Genomic DNA, 20,060 nt, shown 5'->3' with positions numbered 1-20,060 from the left:
TCTGCGCGTCAACATATCGGGCGTTACACCTCCACGCTGCGACGAAGTGCCGACATAACCAGTGATTCACAGACCACTTCATCGTCCTGTTCACGGTTTACCCCAGGGAAAACCATTTGACTCACCGGGGATGAACGAAGCCGGTGATAACGGGCAATCGCGCCATTCATTCCGCCCATTTGCTTACGTCGAACCAGCCGGAGTCCTTGCTCCCACGCGACTTCATCCATCGCGCTCGCCAGAACAGGATCATGATTGAAGATTAAGACGCCATCCCCTTTCAGCAGACGGGCTGCGCTGCGAAGGAATGCCGTGTAATCCTGTTCGAAATAGGCTGCGGCCTGAGAGTAGATAATATCGACCTCACCGGCCCGAACTCCCTGCTTCTCCAGTACGCACAGCCCGGCAGCCGTCACGTAGGGATGCTCAGTCACCCCCTTTGGCAGCGATTCGTGCCATGGCGTGAGATTGGTGAAATGCAGGAATGCGCTCTCCCCGAGCTGCTCCCTGAAGCTCTGGGCAAGTCCGGAAATTGCCGCCTGATGGCTGGTCGCTTCTTCAGCACGAAAACCTGCCCAGGCAGCACCAATTTCAAGGAAGGTGACGGTACCGTTTTTGTGATGAATGTTTTTTGCATGGTGGGCAATATCGAACCCAATTTCTCGCGCCAGACGAAACGAACCACCGCTGGAGGTCCAGGGGCCATCGAAACCAAAGGCAAGAATGGCTTTCAACATCGAGCCCGTTTCTTTGTGCATCATTTTCAGGAACGGAATGACCTTACGTCGTGAAGGAACAGGGACGTTCGGACGCAGTTTTTTGGCCTGGAGATCGCGATTAACGCCCATGCACAGTGTCTGCCAGTGCAGAGGGGTAATTCGATAATTAAGTTCAGTAAAATTACGCGCAATCTCGCGACGCGCCTGTATGGAGTCTGTGTACATAGCCTCTCCGCTAAATCTGAAGTTGGTAAACGCCAGGAAGCAAACTGCTACCGGCAACAGCCATCAGATCTGGCGGGTGCTTGGAGGGCGGTAAATGATGTCCGTGGCCTTAACCGGGCTGCGAAGATCGGCAAGCGGCAACCATCTGTCTGCTACAGGAGAGAGGGAGATCTCCACAGAGGGCGGCTGCTGAGGGGTTTCATGGAAATGGTCTGTCTGATGATGGCCTGCGTGACCAGACTGAGGGATATCCGAGTCGTGGGAGTGATCCTGCACTGTCATGGTGACTTCTGCATCATGCAGATTCATCTCGTAACCAGTCAGGCCGTTGGTACCGTGTGACGCAAACGTGCCCATCGACGACATCATCATGCCAACGGCCATGATGACAATCATCAGAATATAACGGGGTGAACGTTTAAACATCAGATACATCGCTGGCGTTTCTCTCAGGCAGTCTTCATAACATAGAGAAAAGATTAGCATCCCCCCGGGGAGGATGTAAGAGGCGAAAGTGTAAAGTCTTGTATTGCCGGAATGAATAAGATGGGCCCGCATTATACGGGCCCGATTAATCAGATTACGCGCTTAATGCTCTGGTATTCGCCATTGGTATCAAGCTGGATAGTAATCGTCTTTGAACCACGATTTCGCCAGAACCAGCCATGCTTACCGTCAAAGGCCGCCTGCAACACACCATCCTTTGAGGTTATCTGGCGGCCCTTACCATAGCCGTGGTAAAACCCTTTCGGTGCGTTAACCGGATCGCCGTGTGCATCCACGTTGACAGGTCCAGAGCTTGTCCACTGGTAAGTCACCCGGGCATCCTTACGCATTTCCATCTTAACTTCAGCCGCTTCATTCGGTTTCAGAGTAATTAACAGCTGATTGCGCTGAGAACCGGCAGTTGGGGCTTCTGGCGCACGAGTTGTCGCCGGAACGCTCAGCTCCGGGTAGTTGTTTTGCGTGATTGTCGGCGGGTTATCCGCCACCGGGCGCTCATTCGTCGGAGTGGTTGACTGCCCCCACTGGCTCGTACTCGCCTGTTTGTCCGTGGCGGCTTCCTCCGCCAGCTGCGTTTTGATTTCGCCCATCTGTTTAAGGCCCAGCAGGCGGCCAACGCCCGTTGGATCGATACCATATTCTGAAGGCATCACGATGGTTATCAGCAGCGTTAAAGCAACAATAGCCGCCAGGATAGTGGACTGCATCAGCTTCATCGCAGATGGCAGCTCTGCGCGGGTCGGTAAATCGGTGTTATACATTCTCTTTTCTCCCTCAGGCTAAAACGTAGCCACAAATCTGGTAACTCATTAACAGGAAACCGGCGCTCATCATCACCACATTGGCGGTGTAGGCATGGCGGAAAAAGCTCGCCGTCTGCCGCCAGTAACTCATGATGATAAGGATGGCGCTCAGCGCCAGAAGCTGACCTATCTCGACCCCGACATTGAAGGCAATCAGGTTGACGAACAGGCCATCGGGGGAAATTTCGAACTCCTTGATTTTGGTCGCCAGGCCAAAGCCGTGGAAGAAACCAAAGATAAGCGTCGCCATCTTCGTATTAGGCTGAAAGCCAAACCAGCGCTGGAACGCGCCAAGGTTATCAAGGGCTTTGTAGACCACAGACAGTCCGATAATGGCATCAATGAGATAAGCGCTTACGCTGATGTCAAAGAACGTCCCAATGAGCAGCGTTGTGGAGTGTCCGATAGCAAACAGGCTGACGTACAGCCCGATATCGCGCATTTTGTAGAGAAAGAAAATCACGCCGAACAGAAACAGCAGGTGATCGTAGCCGGTCACCATATGCTTCGCGCCAAGGTAGATAAACGGGATGATGTTAATCCCGGTGATTTCCTGGATGTACCCTTTGTCGCCTTCGGCTACGCCATGTGCGGCCGCACCCTGGCTGTAGAAAAGCAATAACAATATGAAAAACAGACAAGCCGAACGCGCCTGAGTCGAAAACAGGCCACCGCTCAACCGGCCTTGTAAATTAAGGCAGGTGTTCATACAAAATCCTTACAGTTTGAATAATAACGAATTAACAGCAGTTATTACGCAAACAGGGATCTCGGAGGGCGTTCGGGGGTGGCCTGTGGCATTCGCAGAATTTGTTCTGAACTCAGCGCAAAGGTCGCCCGTATGCCCGCGTTCCAGGCCTGCAAAGCAGTCAGGGTGAAGAGTTTGTTCAGATCGTGGGAATGATCGGCATTGAGGTGGTGCACATTACCGTGCGAGTGGAACAGCAGCGGATCGTGCTCATTCAGCGGTTCATCGCTATCGTGCTGATGGTCACTGATGGTCGTTGTATCCTGGACGTTGTAGACAGCCTGTGGTTTTGCCATAAGCGAACTGCTCAGCACGGCAACAGCCATGATGATAAGCACGATTCTGGAAATGACTTCACGGCTAAAAAACACAGTCAACGGCATCCTGATGATACAAGGTAACAACGTGCGTAATGTATCTGTTTTGCTGACCCCATTTCAACAGGTCTTTTGGGGTTGGGGGTTTAATCACTGCGGAATCGTAGCGTCCGCTTTTGGCACAAAGCGGTCAGACAAGCAGTGGCAGGACGCTAACATAATGAAGTAATGAGATATATAGTATGGCGAATCCTTCATAAGGGGAGGGACCTTACGGGGGAGGGGTTTATAATGGCTATTAATACGCAGTATTAATACCTGATTTTTTTGATATTACGACTGATAGCACAACAGGGTCTGACAACTGATTGTCAGACCAGATATTGTTCAGACGAAACTAGTACTTCATCAGCCAGTCCCCCTGACTGGTGATGACGTTAATCTCCGCCACACTGCATGGGCCTTTAATGTAGACGGCAATCTCTTTCCCGTAAGGCAACGTTGACGGTACCAGCGGGACAGGCTTACTACCTGCGTAGACCGTGGGCATCTTCTGAATCGGGCAGTTCCCCCGGTTAACGACAACATCCTTAATGGTGACGCTGTCCGTGAGCGACTGAACGTGAACACGCTGCTGATGCAGATTCGGGTAATACGGATTTTTAACCTGCTCCAGACCAATCCTGACCGGGGCCTCTGCTGCGTGCAGCAGAGGTGAAATTATCAGTGCCACGGCGAGGGCACTCATTGCTGTTTTCATTATTTTTTCCTTATATTTGCTGGAGTCGTAAAGGTTCACATACGGGTCAGACAGCCTGATTTATCAAACTCAGGCAGGGTCCGGGCGGCATTGCTGAAGGTGAACGTTGTGGAGGTCAGGCCGGTCGCAGTGATATGAATCCGCTGTGATTTTCTGACTGCATTCCAGAAGGCCTCGAAGTTACTCCCCCCTGCATCAGACAGTGTGTCGTTTATAAGAAACGTGTCGCTGTTGTCTGTCTGCGCCTCAAGACTGCGACCATCATCATTGCCGCTGGTGAGCGTTTTGCCATCAGGCGCGGTGTACCGGACGAACACATTGTCGTGCGGTGAACAGGTCAGAAGCAGTTCAGCACTCTGTTTATTCTGTATCCGGTATTCCGTGCCCCCCTGAACCCAGGTACGGGTCCACTGGTTTACGGCTGCGCTGGCCTGCGCTGAAGAAAGCAGCGCCAGTAAAAATGCGATTTTTTTCATGATTATCCTTAATTTTCCGTTTCTGCCAGTACAGTGCGGATGTACTGGAAGTGCGGCAGTGAGTGAATGAAATGTGGGTCGGCGGTCAGGGCATCGATGTGTTTTCTGCGCAGAAACTGCCTGGGTGTCAGGCAGACATCGGTAATGCTTTCCAGCAGAAAGACCTGCAGTTGCCGGGCGTACTCTCCGACCAGATACCAGCCGTTCTCGAAATAAATCAGGCGATAAGGTGCGAACCAGCGGTACTGCTGCCCCTCTGCGGTCAGATCCAGCAGAGTTCGCTCCAGAATGGCCTGTGTGATACGCCAGAAACTGCCGAAGGGACCGGGCTTGCGCTCCGGTGGAGACTGCCAGACGATAAAAGGTGGCTCTACGGAGCTGTCAGTCAGCACAGATATCAGACGATTATCCATCGCCGGGAACAGCTGCTCCGTGCGGGTTACTCGTGCAAAGTGCAGAATATGCCGGTTGGTGCGCAGGCCTTCGTGCTGGTGGGCCAGTGACCAGCACCCCTGCTGGTATGTCAGTTCCAGGCAGCTCAGGCGTTCACGAAAATCCCGGCGCAGAGTGCGCTCCGAGATACGAAACTCCTGAGACAACCCACTAACTGACAACCGTTCCCCCATCAGCAGGCGACTGATGATGATCGCCAGCCGTGATGCCATGCGATCGTGCTGTTTTTCTTCCGCAGACATATTGAAGGGTTTCCGTTGATTACATTGATTTGTACAGATACTGCTGACGCAGACAAGCAATCAGCAGGCAGGCCGGAACCGTAACCCGCCGTGCCGGGCCTGCCATATCGGCAATCAGCCAGCCGGTGCTCAGGGCGATACCAACCGGCCCGGCCAGTACACTGATAAAGCGGGTCAGGGTCAGATAAGTCACGATGGGGAGCGTGCGCCCCAGTACAACCTTCGCAAGCGTACTGAGCATCACGACCGACAGACGGTAGGCTGCAAAACCGGAAGACCGGACGGCAGTCTGTATGGCCATTAAAATCAGCGGTGCTGTCGGTGCGGTCAGTTCCGTACCCATGCTGTCAGCAAACTCCTGCAGCTCAGTCGGGGACATTTCGCTGAGGCTTTTTTCGAGCATCTTCATCAGCAGGGAGAGCTCAACGGTTTCGGTTGCCTCCTCCTTCCTGTATTTCACGCCCGTATGGTCACAGACATCGCATAACACTTCCCGATACAGCACGCCTTTCCCACCCCTGAATACACTGGCGATACTGCTGGCACCAAAGGCCTGGATTTCAGCGGCAATCTCCTGCCAGTAATTACGGTGCGCTGGATAAAAACGTTTGTAGTTGTCGCTGCCGGACAGCGTTTCCGTCCAGCGCAGGGTTTTGTCCCGTGGGTCATGGGTAATGAGGCTGACCAGTAAATCCAGGTCCTCATTCTCACAACGCCCCAGAAACCGCAGGTCAGCATCTTCGCGATAAACGGCCATTAGCCCTCCATTCAGGTCTGTATCGTCAGGACAAAAACGATAACAAACCCGCCTGTAAGGACATGGCCGATGCGTCAGGAAAATCAGCGTGTTATACGAGTAATGACGGACAGGTGATGTCCGAAAATGAAATACAGAGGATTATGCTGCACAGGGCGGAGTTACCGGTGGAATAAACAGACGAATGGCGAGTTGCCCCGTCAGGCGGGTGACGAGCCAGGCGGCACCACCGTTGATTACCCCGCCCAGTAACGGGAGCAGCAGGCTTTCCCTGAGTAACACTTGACTGCTTTTCAGCAGTAATGCGTCGCGAACCACTGTCAGCAGAGCGGTCTCGGCCTGAGACTGGCTCAGTGCGCGGGTCAGTAACCGGGTGATGATGCCACTGATGGCATCCGAGCAGGCATCCCCGGCCAGCGCGCCCCAGCAAAGCAGGCGTACCCGTGGGTCTGCAGTGTCATGGCCTCCGATGATGGCAACGGCCGCACACAGCCGCATCTGGATGAACAGCGAAGAGCAGACGTCGGCGGTGACGGTCAACGGCAGCAGCGCGCCACCGGTAAGACCACAAGAAAAGCCGGAGCCGCAGGCTTTCAGGGACTCGTACAGCACCAGCGATTCAGCCGCATCATTACGACTCATGTCGTTCTGAAGGTAACTGTCGGCCAGCACTGCGGCAGAGTCCGTGACGGCGGTACCTTCCACCGCCAGGGCATACATCCCGTCAAAGAGATGCTGTAATACAGTAATATCCAGACTATCCTCCTTATCGACAACTCCAGATGGTTGTCGTTAAGGTGATATATATCTGTATTTTTTTATTTTCAGTTTTTGCCGCAATCTCATAGTAACCGACTGTGTATTCTTTATGTAATTTTTTACGTGTCTTGCATATGAGATGAGTTAGTATCAAAAAAATGCCTATGAGTAAATGGTTAGCTTTCTCTTGTGATTTATTTTATTTAAGAAATAACTCCAGAAAATAAAATGATGTGTTCTACGATGGTTTTGCTTGCTTCTATTGCCTCCGGTGGCGGTGTTGGGTGATAAGTCGCTCCGTATTGGTATTATTAAATAAAAAGAAGGTGAGTGTGTAATGCAGAAAATATATTGAATTCCGTTGGGGGTTGTTATTATAAAATGAATGATATTTGTCTCTAACTTATTCGGGATACAGATGTAAATTATACTAAGGCTAAAGTTATGAATTCGAAATATACATACGATCCGCGATACACTGATGGCGTAGAACGAACACTGGCAGCAGCGACTGATCAATACCCCAGGCTTTCTACATTTCGTTTTGATTTGCGGTTTCCGACTGACGGTACTGGTCGTCGTGATGAGCGCGTTATCTCGCGCTTCTTTGATTCGCTGAAATACCATGCAAATGCTCAGATGACTGCCCGAAGGCATGCAGGACTTACCTGTAAGAATCTGACGTCCATACGTTATATTTGGTGCAGAGAATATGGCCTGGTGGATGGCAACCGGCATTACCATGTGATGCTATTGGTAAACAAGGACACCTTCCATACGCTGGGAGATTATCAGCCTCAATGCAACGATGGTATAGATTCACTGGCGAATGTTATCCAGAAAGCCTGGTGCAGTGCGCTGAAATTACCCTGGGAGGCCTATGCTGGCCTGGTTCATTTTCCGGAACACCCATGTGGCTGGATAGAAGGTAAACGTCATGAGCATGAAGAGCAGTATGTTACAGCACGTCAGAGAGCAATGTACCTGGCAAAAGAGTACACAAAGCACTATGGAGATGGACGTTCTTTTGGATGCAGCCAACGGAATCCGTCAGTGATTGGAACCGGCCAAATGTAACGCAGGCAGAGGGCTCGTCCCTCTGCCTTTCATATAGTTTAACCTTAGGTCTTAGTTAATGCAGGTCCTGGCCGGTAAGGCCATATAACACGCAAGAAAAATATATAATACCTGCCTTTCCTTAACCAAAAAGAGTCAGAAGCGGCTGAAGGTTTGACCTGTATAGTTGGGGGTGGATGCCCAACTCGGGTAAACCAAAGTTTTATTATCTTGCTTAAAGATAATTATTTTACGCTGACTTTGAAGCCAGTCCAGTAACATGTAAATTTTCCCTCCAGTCCTAAGTCTGTTAGGGCCATAGCGACGAATAAAGTTTTTATCAAGAGCAACTGAAAGGCGCTCGCGATACTTAACCTCAATCCAGGTCAGAAGTTCCATTGCATCCTGTTCTGGTGTTTCAGCAGTATCTACTTTGGTAAAGAGGCGCTGATGCTCAAAGCCATACCAGCTAAAAATTTCTATGGCTGATTGAGTTGCACATTCAGAAATATCTCCCGTATTGCCCTCAAAGTAATGTATTAATGCAGCAATACGCGCAATATTTTCAGCTGACTTTGACGCAAAATCCTTGAAGTCACTCAGCCCATTTTTGCCCTGAATACCGATACTGGTTTCAATTTGATTATAATAATTGATCCAACTTTTTTCAGCTTCAGGTGAAAATTTAAGAGAAAGGCGCTCGCTAATGTTAGTGGCCAGGCTTTCGTTAATAATTTCCATGAGACGGTCGTGAAATTTAGGAATGTGTTCCTGCGATGTCACTGGTACGGTGATCAGGCGTGAACCCTGTGTGGATGTCGGAAAACTAATCAGACACCGGGCAAAAAAGCCGACACCTTTAGCCATGCTGCCTTTACGCTCAAGGTAATCACGGAAGGCTTCAGGCTGAACCATCAATGATAACGTCATACGGGCGTCGCTAATAACCGCGTCGGGTTCGTTTTTACGTTCGACGCTAAATCTCTCGCCATCCCACATTGTGTTGATAAACGGCAATTCGCTAAGTGCATGACCACCAAAAATTGTTCCTGCCTCATCGGACATCACACCCACAGCATTCCAGCCACCGCAAAGGAATGCTTTAATGGCAGCCGGTGTGGCATCGTTGAACGTCAGTTTGCGTCTGACAGGGGGGGCCGGAGACTGAAGGGCCATTATTGCTGATTTTATTTCAGTAATATCTTTATCCCGATTAATATGTGCTTTAAGCTTGTTTTCCAGCGCTTTTCTTACTGAGACAGCTATCTGGTTTTGTTTGTAATAAATCTGATATTCCCGATTATGAATATTTTCTAGCTGTTCTTCTTTCGCGCGCAATGGTTTTAGCAACAGTTTGTCAACGGTGCTTTTGCGCTCACCTGATTCAGCGATAGTCAGGACAAAAAGTGATACGGGGCCACGATGGTTCCCTGGGCGTATAACATCAATACGATTCTGGCAGGCCAGAGAAATTGCCCCCAGAGCGGACGCCGCAATCAGAGCGATTGGGGCTTTTGTTACCTCGTGTGCTTCACAGATTGCGTTTTTGATGAGTGGCGGAAACGCATCAACAGGAAAATCATCATGTTTTGGCATTGGGGGGCTCCAGAATGCACAAAAAATTTAAATTTTCCGCATCAGTCGTGACTCTCTGTCATAGCTGATGCAGAGTCAGAATAAAGGCGCTATTAAACCTGAGGGCAATTCTCCTCTATCCATTTATCAAGTTCAGATTCCACCCAGCCGACAGATTGCATACCCAGGCGGCGTTGTTTAGGAAACGTGGCGTCATAGCGTGGTGACTTTGGGTTAAGCCAGTCGTAGATGGTGGCACGGGCGATACCGAGTTTGCGCACCACAGCAGGCATACGCAGGATTTTCACTGTCTGAATAGTTGTATTCATTTTTCCTCTCTTAACTATATGAAATTACTTTTTGATTAAGTTATCGATTACTACTGCTCGGTGATTGCCTGCAGTCTGGTAAGAGGAATTGATTGTAAGTGAGTATTTTGGTGTAATCTAAGGTCATTAATATATTACTTTTTTTGACATTGACATATGCCTGCGATAACTCCGATACAAAAAGCCGCGTTTGATGCCATTGATAATCTTCACTTTAGTCAGATTGTGATGAATGAGGTTTGCAAAGATCCCATCGCAGAGTGGTATTCCCGCATTATTCTCAAAATCAATAAGATCTTACGGGAAGCCAACATGTCGGAAAAAAAGACTGCGATAGCAAAGCACTACCTGCTGGGAGCGCTGGAAATTATTCTGTCTGTTGATGGCAAACTTTCTTTAGCGATGACTGAGTATGCTGAACAGTCCGGAGTAAGTACGTTTTTTGATGAGGGGACTGACTATGGCGAGAGTACTCAAACAGCGAGCAATTTTGGTCTCACATTGCTTTACACTGCTGCGGAGAACAATGGTGTGGAGGGGGAATTCATTGATCAAACCATTAAAGATCTCATGAATGATGAAGATCTGGCATTATCAGCAACACCGTATCTTATCCGGTATCGTCTGACCGAATGCTGCTATGCACTGGAGTATGCAGATGCTCCTCTTGAGTTTTATCGGGAGCTGGTAGGTTATGGGGTCATTTCATGTGGGAAATACTCTCGAAATATTGATAAGCATGCGAAGGAATCTGGACCTGGAGAATTGTTACAGCTTATACGCACTGGTTTGCTTTTCGAATTTAAGATGCTGCAACGAGTAGTGGCGGTAATGCTGTCACTAAAAAACAATAATACGATTACTTTACCCACGCCTGACCTAAAAATGTCCGCCGTAGAACAAAAAAATATTTCTGATTACTATAAAAGATTAGTCGATAACTGGTTTATGGGAGCGGAACGGAAAGTTTTTGTAAGCTTTCAATGCAAAAACGGTGTTTCTCGGGAGAATGTTATAGCCCTTCTTGAAAATATAAATAAATACTATCTTCATAAACGCATGTTTAGTGGTACCCAGGGCAGTTGGCTGGGAACCCTGGGGGCCTTTGATATTGCATGCGAACATGATGAAGACCCTGTAATTGCAATTTATAATGAGGAGAGTAATAGTCATACCATTTCAGAAAAAATAAGGTTGAAGTATTTGGGGCTTGGTTTTAGTGTATCAGCTAGGAGCCTTTATCTCCGCTATAAATCTGTAAAAAAAGAACGTTACTCTCAAGTGAGGTATTATTGCTTTCTTTTATTGAATCAGGGGTTTATCATCCCTTGGCATCTTGATAATAATTATTATTACGATATGGCTTTGAGATTCTGTAGTACAGGAACTAACGAATGTAATTATCCATAAAGCAGAGGTGGCAGGTATAGTGTTCATTTGGCGATGTGAAAGATAATTACCTTTAGAGGTGGTTTTTATATTTCAAAAATAAGAGGTGTGTCGCTTCATTAAAAATAGTAATCGGCACGAAGAAGAACTCCGGAATATTAGTTCTTTGCCCACCTGACCAGACTGTTCTTATCTCTTTTGTATAGTTCTGGAAAAAACAAATTTTTAACAAGCTCATCTTGAGAAAATTCCATTTAAAAATCGATCTTATGCCTAATTAGTCCTAAAAATCCTTACTCGAATAACAGTAACTTCAATAGTTTAGAAAAATTATACCCCCAGTGATTTTGCTGCCTTTTTTATCAAATTTTCACGGCACTTATAGCAAACTAAAAATAAAAGAAAGGATAATATCGTGCTGACTATTTTACGTAATAATTCATTAGCTTCTAGTTGCTCTTGATAAGAATCTGCAAGTTCACTATATGTTCTCGATAACAGTTGTATCGAAGAAAAATATGACACCATTGCACTATCGCAAATCTCTGATGGAGAATGCTGATCTTGAGAAATATTGCGCATTATTACTCGGGTTTGCGCAACCAAGGCAGCAGATACTTTATCGCGAGATGATGGTGCCGCCAGTCCCGAAACTAATGCCATATAATCCTTAGCCGCATTTTGATTACACTTCGCAAGTTTGGGATAAACCTCGTGTAGATTATCTGCTATGTTGTTAACCAGTTTTCGAGTTTCTTGAGGAAGGTGTACATACCAGCTTCTATATTTTGGCTCTTCAAAAGGCTTCAACATACCAATAATAATCGGTCTCTCTGCTACCCAAAAATCCAGATATCGGGATTCAAATATGTTTAATTTTAATGCAATCCTAGCTACTTCTATAGATGCATGCTCTTTGGACAGCATTTCACTCTTCATTTCATGTTGCTGATTATGATACTCGTTGCGCAGGTTCGTGAATAATTGCAGGTGTTCGATGACAATATTTTCATAATATCCTGGAGGAGTTTCAGGGATTTTCTTTAAACTCAGCCACCCCAAATTAAGCAGTCCAATGCTTATCATGAGTAGTACTGCAGCTATTTCATATCTGTTTCTTTTTATTTGGTAAAAAAATATCATTGATATAATACCATTGGTGATGTTACTTATAAGTAAGTTGCTCGCTTATTTTTTTAATGAAACTTTTAATTTGCGACTGGAGTTTGCAGGTTTTTTGATGCCATTTTGTGATGAAAATATCATTTCCCATTTGTTGTCCCTGTACTCCATTAGCAATTCGGTCATTGCTGTTTTTTCCGAATCCAAATAATCAGGTGCTCGCTAGCTTCCAGTTGAACCGTGGGGCTAACCCGATTCAACTCATCGAGAAAGCCAGCAAGCATCTGAACGGCTAAAGCTACGTTTAGGGAGGCTGATTGCGACACCACCCGGCACCAGTTTCACTGTGTATCACTTACTGATTTCTCATGACGCTAAGGGCTGCATCAAGCGACACAATCGACTCCACTATTGTTCTTACTGTGGAGCGGTCGAATTCGTGGTCTCGCTGTGAATCGTGCACGCCGCTGTTCAGATATCCCCATTCAATGCTGGAGCCGTTGACTCCGAGTAATCTTTCTAATGCAGCAACTGCAGCCGGGGCCCCGGGATGCTGCCCTGAAATGCGATTAACGGCCGATTTCAATTTAGAGCATTTATTATTCAATTCCCAAGGCGAACGTGGTCCACTGAGTTTAATATCAATGCGTCCGTCACCGCGTCTGCCCATCCACGACCAAAGGCTATCGGTAAGGCTTTCCAGGGCGGGACGTGACTGACGAAGAGCTTCACGCTTTTCATCCCCATCTAGAGCCTGCTGCGCAAGCAGAACGTAATTCTTACTCGGTGGATTGCTGTCTACCCGCAGTTCGTGTTCACCATCGTGTGGTAGGAATTTGTAGCGCTTAATGGCTCCTGCCCTTGCTGCACCTAACTCCTGTTGAATTCGGATGAGGAATTCTTCGGCATGGGAAGTCAAGATTACCTGTTTGTCGTCCAGTAGCCCATCTTCAAAGAAGGTACGCCATATACCGTCTCGATGCTCATCATCAATCGCATTAACCACATCATCAAAAATAACCACCGGGCATCCTTGGACAATATTTTTGGCCAACAGAATTGCGAGGCCAAGACATTTGATATGTCCCTCACTGAAAATGATTAGCGCATCGTAACGAATGCCCGGTTCACCGGCGAATTCGACTTCAATTTTGCCATTTTCAGCAACTGGCATATGAAGTGCATGCAGCAGATCGCTAGGTGCATCGCTTCGGTTAAAAGCGTTATACAGATCCCGAGCCTGTTCACCCAATCCCTGAAGCAATATGCCAGGTAGTGCGGCCATGTATCTTTGGATTTCCGGTAGGAATCCGTCGTAAGCTACCTTAATTCGTTGATTTAACTTTATGACAGTTTCTTCTTCAGCAATGGCTTGGAGCAGATCTCGATTATTGTCATTGAACTGGGTCAGATTAGATTGAGCTGCAGCTAGTTCAACGTTGGCGGCTGTGCGCTGCGTACGTAGTCTTTCAATTTCGAACCGATACTGAATCAGACGGTCCCGCTCCTCGGTCAACGCACCACGTTGATTATGTACTGCGAGGGACTGTTTATCGATATGCTCAATCTCTTTGGCAATGCACAGGAGTGTGTTCCAGGGCTGTTTCTCTCCTTCAACCCAGCACTCAAGCCACGCTCCAACTGATGTCTGGGGTAATTCCGGCAGTACTGCAGCATGAAGGGTTTCCGGGCATGCGGCGATTGCTGCCGTTACGGTGCGACGTATTTCCTCCAACAGTAGCTGGAGAGACTCGTTCAGCTCTGTTCGTAATGTTTGCTCCCGCAACTGAATCTGTGCCAACTGCGCCAGGGCTTCAAGTCCCGTACGCGCTCGTATAAAAGGATCCTCTGCTACGGTATCAAGATTTGTACCACAAGCAGGGCAGGTAGTTGCTCCGACAGCCAAGGCCTGCACTGCTTCATACAGTTTTGCATACGATACCTCGGTCGCACGTGATGCAAGTTCCCTTGAGGTCTCTTGCCAACTCCCATGTAGACGGTATGCTTCAGCGAGAAGCGCTTCCAGTCGGGATTGCGTAATCCTATAAACCAGTGGTGGGATAGCATCAAGTTGAGATTGAATATATGGCAGACGTCCCTGCTGAAGTTGTGTACCTTCCAGCCATTCAACGCATGCCTGATAGGTCGCTTCGGGGGATATGCGCTGCGCAAGCGCATTTTCCTGCAATTCAATCAAAGCTATTTTCTGCGGATGTGCTGCAATTACCTGCTCTGAAGCTGCTACCTGCTTTCTCCGTTCGACCAACTGAGCTGCCATTGGTCCGGAAAGCATCAGATCTTGATCGAGTGATGGGTTAAACCCACGGACAAATTCACTGAACTGATCTACACCAAACAACGTTGCGATTAGCTGTCGCTGATCGCTAGGGGTTCTTGCAGCAATACGGGCAAAGTCATCAAGCCGGTTCTTCTCAATGAAACAAAAACGATACTCTGATTCATCAGGCTGGACGGGCCGTAAGTTCTGAGCCTCACCGGCAAGAAGCACTGGCGCATCGTGGTGCTTGAGACGAGCGTTATTGCAATAAAGCCTTTGCTCCACCCGCTTTAACTGCGCTTCACTGATAGTGCCCAGCATTGACACTTCGAGAGCCTCAAAGAAGCTGCTTTTACCTGTACCGTTTGCACCGTAAATGAGAGTGATATCGTGGGAGAGGTCAAATATCTCCTGCCGCATGAATCCACGGAATGGACCAACCTCAAGCTGATGCAATCGGCCCAGAGCAGAACCTGCTTCAGGGGCGTCAGAATTGCCTTCGTAAGCGATGGGCTGATCAATTAGATGTCTTAGGGCTAGGGGGGCAAGACGAACTGAACGCGCCCGGCGAGTCGAGCCGACTTCAGCGAGAGGTTGGATATGATCGAAGATCAGATACGCAAGTCGCCGGACATCATCAGGAACGTCCTGCTGCGTTAAACAATCGAGAAAGCGTTGGTACTCCGAAACAATGCTTGCCATGTATTCTCCTTTACACAGTCGGACGCTGTAGCGCATCCCTGCCTTGGTCATTGTCGTTTGGCGTTAATTTGCTTGGCACAACGGGTCTCAAAGGTTTTCGACATTCAACGCAGTTTGTCCCTGTGAGAGTGACGCGGAAACATCAGATTCATCTTATCTAAACATTATCGGCATTGTTCATCAGAACCTTATGATCCCCTAAGGGGCCCCAGAAAACTGGGACGTCAACCCAATTGTGCTTGCTAACCGGCAAAATTAGCAAGCTACGTTGAATTGTGAGAGGAAGCGTTTCGGGGCTGATGGCTTGGGTCTGAAACCTCCAATTGGCAGAAACTTGATATAGCTCTACAAATGAGAGTTCTGGATAATTGCTCTGCAATAAAAACTTGAAGCCTTAAAGTAAGAGAATAAAGTACTAATGATGCGGATGTTAGGCGGTAAGCGCGGAAATTAGATGTCTTAAGTGGGGGATGCATGGAGTTGACAAAGGAATCTGCATATCAAGCGATTGCAGAGTTTTTTACTGAGAAGCCGTTTGTATTATTTGGTACAGGAACTTCATGTGCACTTGATCTAAATTTTGGGATGCCAGCTCTAGAGCGTCACCTTCGAGCCGAGTTGACTAGTAGTATGACAGATGCTCAGGCGCAACAATGGCAGCAAGTGGTGTCCGCTCTCGATGGTTGTAGCCATGACTTTGAATCTGCTATGGACTTCATCAAGGATGAGACTCTGACTACTCGTATAGTCGAACTAACTGCAAGCTTTGTTGCGTATCACGATAACGTTCACGCCCACCAAATCATTTCAGGATTACGCGATTGGCCAGCTGGAACACTACTGAAAAAGCTTGTTGAAACTCTGCCACAGGCCGATAAACAACTTCACGTTGCAACACCGAATTACGATTTATTAGCTGAATACGCCTTTGTTCGGCACAAGATTCCATATATTACGGGATTCTACGGAGGCTTTCTTCAACGTTATGATTGGAGTGAAGCAAAAAAAATAGTTCAATCTATTCATAAAGGCTTTGGCAAGCCGAGACAACCACCAAGAATCATAGAATGCAAACATATTCGACTGCACAAACCACATGGCTCTTTAAATACCTTTGAATGGGAAGCTCATCTTATCGAATGTAATAGCTGGATTCTCAACAAACCTGAAGGCGTTGTGCGGGCGATGATCACTCCAGGTACGGCTAAATATCAGAGATTACATAAAGACAGGGCCCAGTTGGCTGAATATGATAATGCGGTTGGAAACCATACAAGTTTTCTATTTTTAGGTTTTGGCTTTAACGATTCCCAGCTTGTTAATAACGTATTTAGGCAAAAACTTGAACAAGATCAGTGCCGAGCATTAGTAATTACTCGGGATTCAAACCAAAGAATCGAGGAGTGGTTATCTAAATGCCCAAATATGTGGCTTATCTGCAAACAGACAAATTCAGATAAAAGCAGGATTTACAATTCAAAGTTTGAAAACTGGCTGCATGTAGATGACAAGGAATTATGGCGTTTTGAGGTTTTCACTAATGAGTTCTTAGGAGGGTAATATGGCTCTTTTTACTTTTAATGATGACAGCTACATACTTGGAAATATTCGTGAAGTAGACACCAGAAAAGTAACTATTCTGGTAAACACTGATAAAGATCTGCGGAAGGCTAGAGTTGGACAGCTTGTAGCAGTCCAACTAAGCGGAGCAACTGAATGTTGGCTCATTGGCATGATTGATAAAGTAATAAAAGCAGTAGTCGCTCCGCTCCCTGCCCTAGAAGTGCAAGAAGATGAAGCAGACGAGATAGACGCTTTTGAAGATATTGTAATTAACACAGTCAAGATTACTTTAATGGGCGGGGCCCGATGGGATGCAATTGAGCAAAAATATAAGTTTTCAAGGTCACTAGACCACGTCCCGGAAATAGACTCAACCTGTTATGTACTTAAAGATGCCCATCTCGAAGAGTTCATGCGTGTGATTTCTGAATGTGGTGATGGAGAGCACTCACTGGAGCTAGGCTCTTATAAACTTAATGAGAATGCACGCGCTTATGTTGATGGCAATAAATTGTTCCAGCGACATGCTGCTCTACTTGGTAGCACGGGATCTGGTAAATCATGGACGGTTGCCTCGATTCTGGAAAGGAGTTCGAAACTGCCATCTTCAAACCTAGTTGTATTCGACTTGCACGGTGAGTACAAAGAACTTTCTTATGCCAAACAATTGAGAATACCAGGGCCGGATGAGGTTGATACTGATGATGACTCACTCCTCTTCCTGCCTTATTGGTTACTTAATTCGGAAGAAATTCAGTCATTGTTCGTTGACCGAAGTGAATTCAGTGCACACAACCAAGTAGTTATCGTGCAAGATGCGATTACGGAGCAAAAGAAAGCTTTCCTACAAACGAATGGTCGTAGCGATCTGTTACAAGCTTTTACACTTGACAGTCCAATTCCGTATTCTTTGGATAATGTCATTGGAAAGTTGAGATTTTTAAATGAAGAAAGAATCCCAGGGGCACAAGCTGGAAAGGAAAAAAATGGCCCTTTTAACGGTGAGTTTTCTAGATTGCTGGTCCGAATGGCTAGTCGCTTACAAGATCGACGTTATGGGTTTCTTTTCAATAGTCCGGATAAATACAATCAATACGGTTCGTTAAGTATGATTGCCGAAACACTGATGGGTTTTGGTAACCAAAAAAAGAATATTAAAGTAATTGACTTCTCAGAAGTTCCGGCTGATATATTGCCAGTAATCATTGGGTTGGTTGCCCGCATCATATATCAAGTTCAATTTTGGACGAATCCTGAAAGTCGTAGGCCAGTTGCTTTTGTATGCGATGAGGCTCATCTTTACCTGCCAAGAAAAGAAGGTAACCCAGTTGAACGCAGAGCGGTTGAAGCATTTGAAAAAATCGCTAAAGAAGGCCGCAAATATGGGGTTGCGTTAATGATTGTAAGCCAAAGACCTTCAGATGTAAGTACCACTATACTCAGTCAATGTAACAACATCATTTCATTGCGTTTAACTAATGCGGATGACCAGGCAACAGTACGAAAATTACTACCCGAAAGCCTGGAGAGTCTCTTAGAGGCACTTCCCATCATGGATGTTGGGGAAGCTATGGTTGTGGGTGATTCGGTGCTCCTGCCAAGCAGAATAAAAATTGACCCTCCAACTGAGACACCGTTAAGTGCAACAATAGATTTTTGGTCTCGTTGGCAGGAAAACGTTACCAATACAGACTTTGCATTGGCAGTAGAAAACATGCGTCGACAAAATAGAACAAAGTTATAATCCGAAGCAGCCCCTCGGACGACGGACTTTAGTAGGCTAGGCATGCTCAAGCCCGTCTTCGGATTGTGTCGCATCTCTCAGATCATTTTGAAGAATAACAAATTCTGATAACTCTCTCGTTGATTAATGCATTGTGCTGCCAGCAGATTTTATTTCTGGTATAAGTGGTCTATTGCAACATCATCAGGCTGCGATCAATAAGAAGCGGATGTGCATAACATCCGCTTGGAGTCCATTGATTAAATTTACATAGTGTTACGAGCTTTAAATGAAATCTATGATGATTCAATTTTTACATTTTTACTATTTGGTGTGTTTATCATGAGTTAACGAGGGAGTGTCAGTAAAAAGTTATCGGCAATTTCGAAAAGGCAATCAGTTGGATCTTCCCCTCGTTCCTTCATATGAAGCATTTCACATACTTTTTCATCGTTTACAATGAGTATAAGTTTACCTTGTTCTCTCATAGCTCCTTGCGTCATAGCTAATGCATGTGCCTCTGCTCCCGTCCTTGTCATAATAATTGCCATACGCCTGAGTCCTTTTTCCAAAAGATACTTCTCCGTGGTAAGTATCTGGCCTTGCTTGATTTTCCCTAAATAGTTTTTAAACTCAAAAAGAACATAACGGCTATTTAGGTGTTCAATAACAAATTTCCAAAATTCAGTAGTGGGTCTAATTCGACATACAAAATCATAACGGTTTAAACCATCATCAGTTCTTTTTTGTGAATGCCAGCCGTGTAGATCATTAGGAAACAGATATTTAAGGATTTCCTCGCATTTTTTTTCATATTGACGCCAAGATGCTTTCCCTTTTTTAATACTCTTTAGTTCAAGGCAAAGTTTTGTTCCTTTATTTTTTTGTCGCTCAATCCGGTTACTCTTATTAAGAGCCATATCTCTAATGATAGAGTTACTCTCTTTACGAGAAAGGTGCGTCGTAAGAGCTTCATCTAGATTTACTTCTAATAGTGCATCCAATGATTCCGCTAGTTCAGGATGTGAACTACACCAAATTCTTAAGTCAGCCTGATCCACAAAAGTAATACTGAATTTATTTTCCAGAGCCTCTCGCAACTCAGGTGTGAGAAAGCATGAAACAACTAACATTCCTTTGTTAACACCTGCGGCTACGCCATTGCTGGTAATGCGAGTCGCAGCTGCATCAATAAGTGAGGGCTGAGCTCGAGCTGTGCGGTAGAATTTAACTTCAATAGCCCATCTTTCTCCTCCAAAATCACCGAGAAAATCAAATCCTTCGTCTCCTCTGCAACTATTTCTATTTATTTGAAAATTGTTTGCCTTCAGAATGTGACAAACGAGTTCCTCGAATAACTGCCATGTTGGTTTTAATTTATTCATGTTTTTAACAACCTCATCCAGATATAATAAATCAATATAAAAAAGGAATATATTTTAAACTTTACTTAATGATTGTTTTGTAAAGTTCAATTGTAAACATTAAAATATCTTCACTGTAGGTTTTCATGACTTACAATGTAATATTATAATTATTAATATCAAATAACTTTCTTAG

The 20,060-nt window shown here is 46.3% G+C and carries 19 protein-coding genes; 4 read left to right on the top strand and 15 right to left on the bottom strand.

The genetic code is table 11. From position 1 onward, the window contains the following. Positions 1–23: 23 nt before the first annotated feature. From ACMWLG_RS23505 to ACMWLG_RS23460, 10 genes are all read right to left on the bottom strand, one after another. Positions 24–944 (bottom strand): hypothetical protein, encoded by a 921-nt coding sequence (locus ACMWLG_RS23505; RefSeq protein ID WP_029602875.1) that lies wholly within the window; start codon positions 942–944, stop codon positions 24–26. A 63-nt stretch (positions 945–1,007) separates the two neighbouring features. Next, a complete protein-coding gene (locus tag ACMWLG_RS23500) occupies positions 1,008–1,370 on the bottom strand; it encodes a hypothetical protein (protein ID WP_223610883.1) in 363 nt (120 codons plus the stop codon). A 149-nt stretch (positions 1,371–1,519) separates the two neighbouring features. Further along, positions 1,520–2,209: a hypothetical protein gene (locus ACMWLG_RS23495; protein WP_029602877.1), complete on the bottom strand. Its 690-nt coding sequence runs from the start codon at positions 2,207–2,209 to the stop codon at positions 1,520–1,522. Between the two features lie 13 nt (positions 2,210–2,222). After that, positions 2,223–2,960 (bottom strand): HupE/UreJ family protein, encoded by a 738-nt coding sequence (locus ACMWLG_RS23490; protein WP_009654087.1) that lies wholly within the window; start codon positions 2,958–2,960, stop codon positions 2,223–2,225. Between the two features lie 44 nt (positions 2,961–3,004). Next, the gene (locus ACMWLG_RS23485; protein ID WP_196239799.1) at positions 3,005–3,382 is read right to left on the bottom strand and encodes a hypothetical protein; all 378 of its coding nucleotides are present in this window, start codon (positions 3,380–3,382) and stop codon (positions 3,005–3,007) included. A gap of 331 nt (positions 3,383–3,713) precedes the next feature. Continuing rightward, positions 3,714–4,076 (bottom strand): hypothetical protein, encoded by a 363-nt coding sequence (locus ACMWLG_RS23480; protein WP_032642906.1) that lies wholly within the window; start codon positions 4,074–4,076, stop codon positions 3,714–3,716. A 35-nt stretch (positions 4,077–4,111) separates the two neighbouring features. Then, complete coding sequence (locus ACMWLG_RS23475; protein ID WP_032642904.1) at positions 4,112–4,552, bottom strand: hypothetical protein; 441 nt, start codon at positions 4,550–4,552, stop codon at positions 4,112–4,114. An 8-nt stretch (positions 4,553–4,560) separates the two neighbouring features. After that, positions 4,561–5,247: a WYL domain-containing protein gene (locus ACMWLG_RS23470; protein ID WP_032642901.1), complete on the bottom strand. Its 687-nt coding sequence runs from the start codon at positions 5,245–5,247 to the stop codon at positions 4,561–4,563. 19 nt (positions 5,248–5,266) lie between these two features. After that, positions 5,267–6,004 carry a DUF3944 domain-containing protein gene (locus ACMWLG_RS23465; RefSeq protein WP_032642899.1) on the bottom strand — a complete coding sequence of 246 codons (738 nt, stop codon included), beginning with the start codon at positions 6,002–6,004 and terminating at the stop codon, positions 5,267–5,269. A 141-nt stretch (positions 6,005–6,145) separates the two neighbouring features. Next, positions 6,146–6,724, bottom strand: coding sequence for a hypothetical protein (locus ACMWLG_RS23460; protein WP_032642897.1), 579 nt, complete (start codon positions 6,722–6,724; stop codon positions 6,146–6,148). A 483-nt stretch (positions 6,725–7,207) separates the two neighbouring features. Here ACMWLG_RS23460 and ACMWLG_RS23455 point away from each other — a divergent pair, with 483 nt between their 5' ends. Continuing rightward, positions 7,208–7,840, top strand: coding sequence for an inovirus Gp2 family protein (locus ACMWLG_RS23455; RefSeq protein ID WP_071957397.1), 633 nt, complete (start codon positions 7,208–7,210; stop codon positions 7,838–7,840). Positions 7,841–7,975: 135 nt separating this feature from the next. Here the strand turns inward: ACMWLG_RS23455 and ACMWLG_RS23450 are convergent, their stop codons facing one another. Together ACMWLG_RS23450 and ACMWLG_RS23445 are read right to left on the bottom strand one after the other, a co-directional pair. Beyond that, complete coding sequence (locus ACMWLG_RS23450; RefSeq protein WP_045370402.1) at positions 7,976–9,415, bottom strand: YfjI family protein; 1,440 nt, start codon at positions 9,413–9,415, stop codon at positions 7,976–7,978. 92 nt (positions 9,416–9,507) lie between these two features. Then, positions 9,508–9,723: an AlpA family phage regulatory protein gene (locus tag ACMWLG_RS23445; protein ID WP_032642895.1), complete on the bottom strand. Its 216-nt coding sequence runs from the start codon at positions 9,721–9,723 to the stop codon at positions 9,508–9,510. A 312-nt stretch (positions 9,724–10,035) separates the two neighbouring features. Between ACMWLG_RS23445 and ACMWLG_RS23440 the strand changes: the two genes are divergently transcribed. Further along, complete coding sequence (locus ACMWLG_RS23440; protein WP_225367888.1) at positions 10,036–11,133, top strand: hypothetical protein; 1,098 nt, start codon at positions 10,036–10,038, stop codon at positions 11,131–11,133. 309 nt (positions 11,134–11,442) lie between these two features. On the opposite strand, the gene ACMWLG_RS23435 is transcribed toward ACMWLG_RS23440, so the two are convergent. Beyond that, positions 11,443–12,198 (bottom strand): hypothetical protein, encoded by a 756-nt coding sequence (locus ACMWLG_RS23435; protein ID WP_127348427.1) that lies wholly within the window; start codon positions 12,196–12,198, stop codon positions 11,443–11,445. Positions 12,199–12,589: 391 nt separating this feature from the next. After that, positions 12,590–15,214 (bottom strand): AAA family ATPase, encoded by a 2,625-nt coding sequence (locus ACMWLG_RS23430; protein WP_032642889.1) that lies wholly within the window; start codon positions 15,212–15,214, stop codon positions 12,590–12,592. A 474-nt stretch (positions 15,215–15,688) separates the two neighbouring features. Between ACMWLG_RS23430 and ACMWLG_RS23425 the strand changes: the two genes are divergently transcribed. Further along, the gene (locus tag ACMWLG_RS23425) at positions 15,689–16,774 is read left to right on the top strand and encodes an SIR2 family protein (RefSeq protein WP_032949838.1); all 1,086 of its coding nucleotides are present in this window, start codon (positions 15,689–15,691) and stop codon (positions 16,772–16,774) included. 1 nt (position 16,775) lies between these two features. After that, a complete protein-coding gene (locus ACMWLG_RS23420; RefSeq protein ID WP_032642885.1) occupies positions 16,776–18,521 on the top strand; it encodes an ATP-binding protein in 1,746 nt (581 codons plus the stop codon). 326 nt (positions 18,522–18,847) lie between these two features. On the opposite strand, the gene ACMWLG_RS23415 is transcribed toward ACMWLG_RS23420, so the two are convergent. Then, complete coding sequence (locus tag ACMWLG_RS23415; RefSeq protein WP_032642883.1) at positions 18,848–19,885, bottom strand: restriction endonuclease; 1,038 nt, start codon at positions 19,883–19,885, stop codon at positions 18,848–18,850. Positions 19,886–20,060 lie beyond the last annotated feature (175 nt).

The organism is Enterobacter sp. 01-M-02-SI-ECC (assembly GCF_047530595.1).
Taxonomy (GTDB): domain Bacteria; phylum Pseudomonadota; class Gammaproteobacteria; order Enterobacterales; family Enterobacteriaceae; genus Enterobacter; species Enterobacter cloacae_M.
The sequence above is the reverse complement of the archived record's forward strand: the minus strand, read 5'-3'. Positions and strand labels throughout refer to the sequence as shown.